5 protein-coding genes, 1 tRNA gene, 1 other RNA gene and 1 pseudogene are annotated in these 6,798 nt (G+C 70.1%); 2 read left to right on the forward strand and 6 right to left on the reverse strand.

Annotated elements, in window-relative coordinates; genetic code table 11:
- Positions 1 to 84 precede the first annotated feature (84 nt).
- From ACFLIM_RS34210 to ACFLIM_RS34220, 3 genes are read right to left on the reverse strand one after another with little or no spacing between them, the layout of a single operon-like run.
- A complete protein-coding gene (locus tag ACFLIM_RS34210) occupies positions 85 to 615 on the reverse strand; it encodes a DUF5063 domain-containing protein (RefSeq protein ID WP_393172509.1) in 531 nt (176 codons plus the stop codon).
- A complete protein-coding gene (gene recR, locus ACFLIM_RS34215; protein WP_393172510.1) occupies positions 608 to 1,207 on the reverse strand; it encodes a recombination mediator RecR in 600 nt (199 codons plus the stop codon). The genes ACFLIM_RS34210 and recR overlap by 8 nt, the downstream gene beginning before the upstream one ends.
- Positions 1,208 to 1,209: 2 nt before the next feature.
- Positions 1,210 to 1,560, reverse strand: coding sequence for a YbaB/EbfC family nucleoid-associated protein (locus ACFLIM_RS34220; RefSeq protein ID WP_350724084.1), 351 nt, complete (start codon positions 1,558 to 1,560; stop codon positions 1,210 to 1,212).
- A 459-nt stretch (positions 1,561 to 2,019) separates the two neighbouring features.
- Here ACFLIM_RS34220 and ACFLIM_RS34225 point away from each other — a divergent pair, with 459 nt between their 5' ends.
- Entirely contained in the window at positions 2,020 to 3,315 is a 1,296-nt protein-coding gene (locus ACFLIM_RS34225) for a GAF domain-containing protein (RefSeq protein WP_393172511.1), read from the forward strand.
- A gap of 178 nt (positions 3,316 to 3,493) precedes the next feature.
- On the opposite strand, the gene ACFLIM_RS34230 is transcribed toward ACFLIM_RS34225, so the two are convergent.
- Positions 3,494 to 5,824 (reverse strand): DNA polymerase III subunit gamma and tau, encoded by a 2,331-nt coding sequence (locus tag ACFLIM_RS34230; protein ID WP_393172512.1) that lies wholly within the window; start codon positions 5,822 to 5,824, stop codon positions 3,494 to 3,496.
- A gap of 31 nt (positions 5,825 to 5,855) precedes the next feature.
- Positions 5,856 to 5,951: signal recognition particle sRNA small type (gene ffs / locus ACFLIM_RS34235), an RNA gene on the reverse strand.
- A gap of 106 nt (positions 5,952 to 6,057) precedes the next feature.
- On the opposite strand from ffs, the gene ACFLIM_RS34240 reads away from it, so the two are divergent.
- Positions 6,058 to 6,145 (forward strand) — tRNA-Ser (locus tag ACFLIM_RS34240).
- A gap of 104 nt (positions 6,146 to 6,249) precedes the next feature.
- Here ACFLIM_RS34240 and ACFLIM_RS34245 read toward each other — a convergent pair.
- A pseudogene (locus tag ACFLIM_RS34245) lies at positions 6,250 to 6,663 on the reverse strand (DinB family protein); the annotation flags it as partial.
- Positions 6,664 to 6,798: the final 135 nt, after the last annotated feature.

The following is a 6,798-nucleotide window of genomic DNA, read 5'->3' on the forward strand; positions in this document are numbered from 1 at the left end:
TCTCCCGGGGTCTGGACTGTGAGCTGCCAGTCTACTGGGGGCCTCTCATGCGCCTGATGGCTCATACCACTATGTGGATGATCATCATACGGTGGTGGCTTCCTCCGCCACGTCGAGGCGCGAGTGCGCGGCCAGGGCCTGCAGCGCGCGCATGGCGGCGCCGGCGTGGTTGCCCCAGGTGTTGAAGTAGGAGTACTGCCACCACCAGAGCGCTTCGTGGGGACGCCCCGCGTGGAAGTGGCGCAGCCCGTGGATGAGGTCGGCGGCGACCGCGGTCAGGTCGTCGGACAACCGGTAGGGAGTGACACCTGTGTCCTTGTACGGGTCGAACACCTCGGCGTAGTCGTCGACGGCCTCCAGCAACTCGGCCAGCGCAGTGCGCACGCCGTCGATGTCGGGGTCCTCGCTCATCGGCGGCTCGTAGTTGCCGGCCAGGATCACGTCTCTGTTCGCGCCGAGCTTGGCGCCTGCCAGACTCACCTGGGCGACCTCCACCAGCAGCAACGACCAGATGGCATCCCCGCCCTCGCCGCCCGCGACCCTGGTCAGGCCGTCCACGTAGTTCTGGGCATGCCCGGCGATCTCTTCCGCCAGCGCGCTCCACTGGTCAGACATCCAGCAGCCTCCGTCCTTCGAACGCGCGGCCCAAGGTCACCTCGTCGGCGTATTCGAGGTCACCGCCCACAGGCAGACCGCTGGCCAGTCGTGTCACTTTCACACCCATCGGCTTGACCAGACGGGCAAGGTAGGTAGCCGTCGCCTCACCCTCGAGGTTGGGATCCGTGGCGATGATGAGCTCGGTGACCCGGCCGTCGGCCAGGCGCGTCATGAGCTCGCGAATGCGCAGGTCGTCGGGGCCGATGCCGTCGATCGGGCTGATCGCGCCGCCGAGCACGTGGTAGGTGCCGCGGAACTCGCGCGTCTTCTCGATCGCCACGACGTCCTTCGACTCCTCGACCACGCAGATCACGTGCGTGTCGCGGCGCGAGTCGCGGCAGATGCGGCACTCCTCCTCGGCCGCCACGTTTCCGCACACCCGGCAGAAGCGGACCTTTTCCTTGACCTCGAGCAGCGCGTGGGCCAGCCGTTTGACGTCGGCTGGATCGGCCGCCAGCAGGTGGAACGCGATCCGCTGCGCGCTCTTGGGACCGACGCCGGGCAGCAGGCCCAGCTCGTCGATCAGGTTCTGGACGACCCCTTCGTACATGCCTAGAACCCTGGCAACTGTCCGAGGCCGCCGCCACCCAGCCCCTGGGCCAGCGGGCCGAGCTTTTCCTGCTGCAGGTCGGCGGCCGCGCGCACGGCGTCGCGGACGGCCGCGATCACCAGGTCGGCGATCGTGTCGGCGGTGTCCTGCGCGTCACCGGCGTCGATCACGCTCGGGTCGATCCTGAGCTCGAGCAACTCGCCCGAGCCGTTGACGACGGCCGTGACCAGGCCGCCGCCTGATGAGCCCTCGATCTGCGCGTCGTTGAGCTCCTGCTGGGCGCTCACAAGCTGCTGCTGCATGAGCTGGGCCTGCTCCAGCAGCTGCTGCAGGTTGACATCCCCTGGGTTCACCGTCGTGCGCTCCTCGTGGCTCCGCGTTCTTGACTGCCACGAGCCTACGGTGTTTGGGCGGCGTCATGTACTGGTGGTGTCCCCATGTTTCGCCCTGCCGTTGTTATGGCCGGGTCTCGGCCCCCCTCCAGCGTCCGAGACCCGGCCATCACGCCGGACTGAGCGGCCGCACCACGCCCGACGCGTTGGGCCAGCACGCTAACGATGCGAACGTTGCACACACGTTGCGTTCATTCAATCACCCTGCGCAATCCCCCCGAACGGGTTGCACGGATCGCCCGCAAGACGGATGCTCTAATTGACTACTTGGAGTGACCGATGAGTTACCCCCATCTCGACGCGTACTCCCGCCTTCTACGCGGAGCGCACGAAGCCGCGGCGACAGGTCGGGTTTGGCCAGCGTCGCCCCGCCGCCTGATCACGGCCTCTTGGCGCCGCTCTCTGGAGGCGGGAATCGACATGGAGAACAAGAGCGCCCCCCTCGTCTACGACCCTGCACGCATCAAGGACGTCCGCGCGGCGCATCCGCTGCGACCTCTGGTGCCGATGCTCGCCCAGACGCTGTCCGGCCTGGCCGAAGAGACCGGCAACATCATGATCGTCACAGACGGTGACGGCCGGGTGTTGTGGCGGGAGGGCGGCAACACGACCATGCGCCGCGCCGACCAGATCGGCCTGGCCGACGGGCACCACTGGGGCGAGCACAGAGTCGGCACCAACGGCATCGGCACCACACTCGCGATGGGCCGGCCCGTACACATCTACGCGGAAGAACACCTCATGCGCGTGCTGCACACCTGGTCGTGCAGCGGCGCCCCGATCACCGACCCCGACTCGGGCCGGATCATCGGCTGCGTCGACGTCAGCGGCATCACCCGCACCCTGCATCCCGCCACCGTCGCCCTGGTCGCCGCCGCAGCCAGGCTCGCCGAGACCCAGCTCGCCCTGCGGATGCACGAACGCGACGAGCACCTGCGCCGCCGCTACGACTCCCTGCGCGGCGGGCCCGGCGTCCTGCTGTCGGCCACCGGCCGCGTCATCTCCGGCGATCCGGCCGGCTACCTGGGCGACCGCGTCCACCTCGGCGAACCGGTGCACGTCCCGGGCCGGCGCATGATCCTCCGGGACGGCACCGTGGCCCTGCTCGAACCCTTCTCGGACGGCTTCCTCCTGCGCCAGTCACCGTCCGCCACGGCGCCGGCCCTGACGTTGTCGTTCCTCGGCGAAGGCCCGCCCTCGGCCACCTTCGAAGATCGCGACCGGCCGCTCTCGCTCCGGCACGCGGAGATCCTCGCGCTCCTGGCGCTGCATCCGCATGGCCTGACGGCCGAGCAACTCTCGTTCCACCTGTACGGGGACGACGGCAACCCGGTGACGATCCGTGCCGAGATCCATCGGCTGCGGGGACAGCTCGGGGGCGCGATCGCGGCGAAGCCGTACCGGCTGACGTGCCCGATCGAGGCCGACTTCCTGGAGCTGCGCCGCCATCTCTCGGCGAACGCCCCGGAGTCGCTGGCCCGCGCGTACACGGGCCCGCTGCTGCTCCGCTCCGAGTCCCCGGAGATCCGCCGGGAACGCGACGAGCTGGAGGCTCAGGTCCGCGCCTGCCTCCTGCGCCGCGGGTCGCCTGATGATCTGTGGGCGTACGCGCAGACCTCCAACGGGCGCGACGACTACGAGATCCTGGAGCGCCTCGCCGCCCTTCCCCACACCGACCCCCGCGCCGCCGCCGCCCGCGCCCGGCTGGTGTCCTGATCCCCTCTCCCGGCCGCGTGGGCTGGTGTTTTCAGGGTCTTTACGGCAGAGCACGGGAGGGCGCCTCCCGCCGCCGTCACTACGGCCCCTCACTTCAACGCCCCTCGGCCGCACGGGCGAAGACCGCAACGTCGCAACCTTGCCCGCCTGGACGGTTTTGGCCGGCCTCCAGCGTGCGTCAGGTGTGGTCGATTTCGCCGATCACCTGGGCGCCCAGTTCTCTCTCCAGCAGAGCCATGCCGGAGACGGCGTCCACGTCGGCGTCCGCGTCGTTCAAGGGGTCGACGTCGTCCGACTCGGGACCCTTGCCGCGGGAGGGGACCTTGTCCGGCCAGGCCGGGGTGCCACCGCTGCGGGCGGCCGGGACACGAGGACCCGACTGGGCCGCCGCCTTCGCCGCAGACCGTGCGGCGGCCAGTCCCGCACCCGCGGGCACAGGGCCTGCCGGAGTGGCGGTGGTCACGGATCGCGTGGGGTCGGGGGTGGGCGGGGAGTCCGGGCTGAGGTCGTCGGGGGCATCGGGCCAGGACTCGTCCGTGGTCTGAGGTCCTGGGGCAGTTGGCGGGGCGGCCGGAGGTTGGCCGGGGTCCTGCGCGTCCCGGCCGTCGTGGGGCGTGCCGTGTGAGGCCGTACGTCCCTGAGAGCCCGACGTACCGTGAGAGGTGGTTTGTGCGCCCGCCGTCCCTTGAGGACTGGTCGATCCCTGACCCACGGCGCCGACCTGGCCACCTCCCGCGTGCGAGGGAGGCTGGGAGCGCGCGGGCCCTCGGGAGGACGGCGGGGCCGGGGAGCCGCCGACGACCGCCTCGACCCGCCACGTGCCGCCGAGCACGTCGCCGAGCGCACTGGCCACCACGGCGTCCTTGCCGCCACCCGTGAAGTTCTTCATCGCGCCGACCTGGCTGAAACCGAGCGTGACCAGGTTGCCTTCGACGCCCACCACCTGGGCGTTGGTGCTCACGTTGGCCCAGACCACGATGCTGCGCTGCTTGAGCGCGGCCAGCACGGCAGGCCACTGCGCCTGCATCGCGCCCGCCCCACCCGCGACCGGGGCGCCCCCACCGGGTGGAGCCTGCTGCACGGCGCTTGATCCGCCCGCGGGTGCGGAGGCCGGGGCTGCTGCCGGAGCGCCTGGGCGAGCGGGTTCGGGCCAGTCGTCGGCAGCGGTGGTCGCCGACGCGGCGGGAGACTGCGCCGCCGCAGTGTGCCCGCCGGCCGCTTCGGCCGAAGGACCGGGGTAAGGCTGGGCCGCGGGGGCCCGGGTGCCCTGGTCGGCCGGAACTCCCGGCCGGGAGACGGGCGCCGGGGCGGTGGGCGTACCGGATGAGGCTCGGGCGGCCATCTGGGCGACGGCGCCGCCGCGTTCGAGGCGTTCGAGGCGGGCCAGCAGGGAGTCCTCGCCCTGCGAGGCGCCGGGGAGCAGGACGCGGGCGCACATCAGCTCGAGGAGGAGGCGCGGCGAGGTGGCGCCGCGCATCTCGGTGAGACCGGCGTTGAAGACCTCGGCCGCGCGGGTGAGCTCGGCCGGGCCCATCGAGGCGGCCTGCTGCACCAGGCGCTCCAGCTCGTCGCCCGGGCGGTCGAGCAGGCCGCTCGAGGCCGCCTCGGGGACGTTGGCCAGGATCACCAGGTCGCGGAAGCGTTCGAGCAGGTCGGAGGCGAAGCGGCGGGGGTCGTGGCCGCCCTCGATCACCCGGTTGACCGTGTGGAACACCAGCCCGCCGTCCCGGGCCGCGAACGCGTTGACGACCTCGTCGAGCAGGTCACCGTCGGTGTAGCCGAGCAGGGAGACGGCCTTGGCGTAGGTGATGCCGTCTTCCTCGGCCCCGGCGAGCAGCTGGTCGAGGATCGAGAGGGAGTCACGGGCGGAGCCGGCGCCGGCGCGTACGACGAGGGGGAGCGCGTTCGGCTCGAAGGGCACGCTCTCCGAGGAGAGGATCTCCTCCAGCAGCGCCCTGAGCGTCGCCGGGGGCATCAGCCTGAACGGGTAGTGGTGGGTACGCGACTTGATGGTGCCGATGACCTTTTCCGGCTCGGTCGTCGCGAAGATGAACTTCAAGTGCGGCGGAGGCTCCTCGACGAGCTTGAGCAGCGCGTTGAACCCCTCGCGGGTCACCATGTGCGCCTCGTCGATGATGTAGATCTTGTAACGCGCGGAGACGGGCGCGAAGAAGGCGCGCTCACGCAGGTCGCGGGCGTCGTCCACGCCACCGTGCGAGGCGGCGTCGATCTCAATGACGTCGAGGTGGCCGGGACCGGTGGGGGCGAGCGCGACACACGACTCGCAGACGCCGCACGGGTCGGGCGTCGGGCCCTGCTCGCAGTTGAGAGAACGCGCCAGGATGCGGGCGCTGGAGGTCTTGCCACATCCCCTGGGGCCGCTGAACAGGAAGGCGTGGTTGATCCGGCCCGTGCGCAACGCCTGCCGCAGCGGGTCTGTGACGTGCTCCTGACCCTTGACCTCGGCGAAGGTCCCGGGTCGGTACTTGCGGTAAAGCGCAAGGCTCATGCGACCATCCCGCCTGCGAGGGGGCTCTCAACGAAGAGACCCCCCGCACACCCGCCAGAGCCCGCTTATCCTTGCTGCCTTCCGGCCCTGGGGAGGTTCACAGGATGACGCCGCGCGAGGGGTCCTTGGATAGTCTAGCCCGACCCGGCAGTGCTCGCTCCACCCGTGGGAACCGGTGGAACCAGACGGAAACGTGGTCCGCACACGGCCGTAAGTCCGGTAAGCTCGTCGGCGGAGGATTCGCCTAGTGGCCGAGGGCGCACGCTTGGAAAGCGTGTAAAGGGCAACCTTTCGGGGGTTCAAATCCCCCATCCTCCGCCAGCTCAGAGGGGTTGTGCCGTGATCAGCGGCGCAACCCCTTTCGCTTTGGGTCTCAGTTGACCACCGGAGACGAAGCTGAGCGACCTGCTCCCCAAGATCGATCATTACTGGCCTATGCGTCCGTCGATCCGCTCGCGCAACAGGTCGACGTGACCCATGTGGCGGGCATACTCCTCGAGCATTCCGACCAGCACCTCGCGCAGCGACATCGGCCCTCCACCGCTGCCATGCAGATTCAAGGGATCGTCGCCGGTGATGTCGAGACTGGGTGCCTCGGCCACAAACCGCGTGGCGAAGTCCACCTCCGCACGCCATGCGTCCCACGCCTCCGCAACCACCCGGGGGTCGGGAACAGCACCATCGAAATCACCGTCACGGTCTGTGTCGGAGCAGAACAGCCGGGGCACGTCCTGTCCCGCCATCAGCACCCGGAACGTCGCACGCTCCACCTCGGCCAGGTGTCGCACCAGCCCCAGGAGCGACATCGTCGACGGCTCAATGGAACGCCGCGCCATAGCCTCCGCATCAAGTCAGCATGAAACGGCCGGCTCCGGTTCTGTCCGTAGTCGCTTCATAGCTTCCGTGGATCGGCTCACGCTAGAGACAGCGGGGGCCGGAGCCACACACAGAAGGGAGCCGACCGTCATGAAGAG

Origin of the sequence: Nonomuraea marmarensis (genome assembly GCF_043197025.1) — a bacterium.
In the GTDB taxonomy this organism is placed as follows: domain Bacteria; phylum Actinomycetota; class Actinomycetes; order Streptosporangiales; family Streptosporangiaceae; genus Nonomuraea; species Nonomuraea marmarensis.

What these genes read in the sequence shown, in the direction of transcription:
- ACFLIM_RS34210 (WP_393172509.1), bottom strand. Translation starts at nt 615, where the DNA reads ATGTCTGACCAGTGGAGCGCGCTGGCGGAAGAGATCGCCGGGCATGCC.
- ACFLIM_RS34230 (WP_393172512.1), bottom strand. Translation starts at nt 5,824, where the DNA reads ATGAGCCTTGCGCTTTACCGCAAGTACCGACCCGGGACCTTCGCCGAG.
- ACFLIM_RS34225 (WP_393172511.1), top strand. Translation starts at nt 2,020, where the DNA reads ATGGAGAACAAGAGCGCCCCCCTCGTCTACGACCCTGCACGCATCAAG.
- recR (WP_393172510.1), bottom strand. Translation starts at nt 1,207, where the DNA reads ATGTACGAAGGGGTCGTCCAGAACCTGATCGACGAGCTGGGCCTGCTG.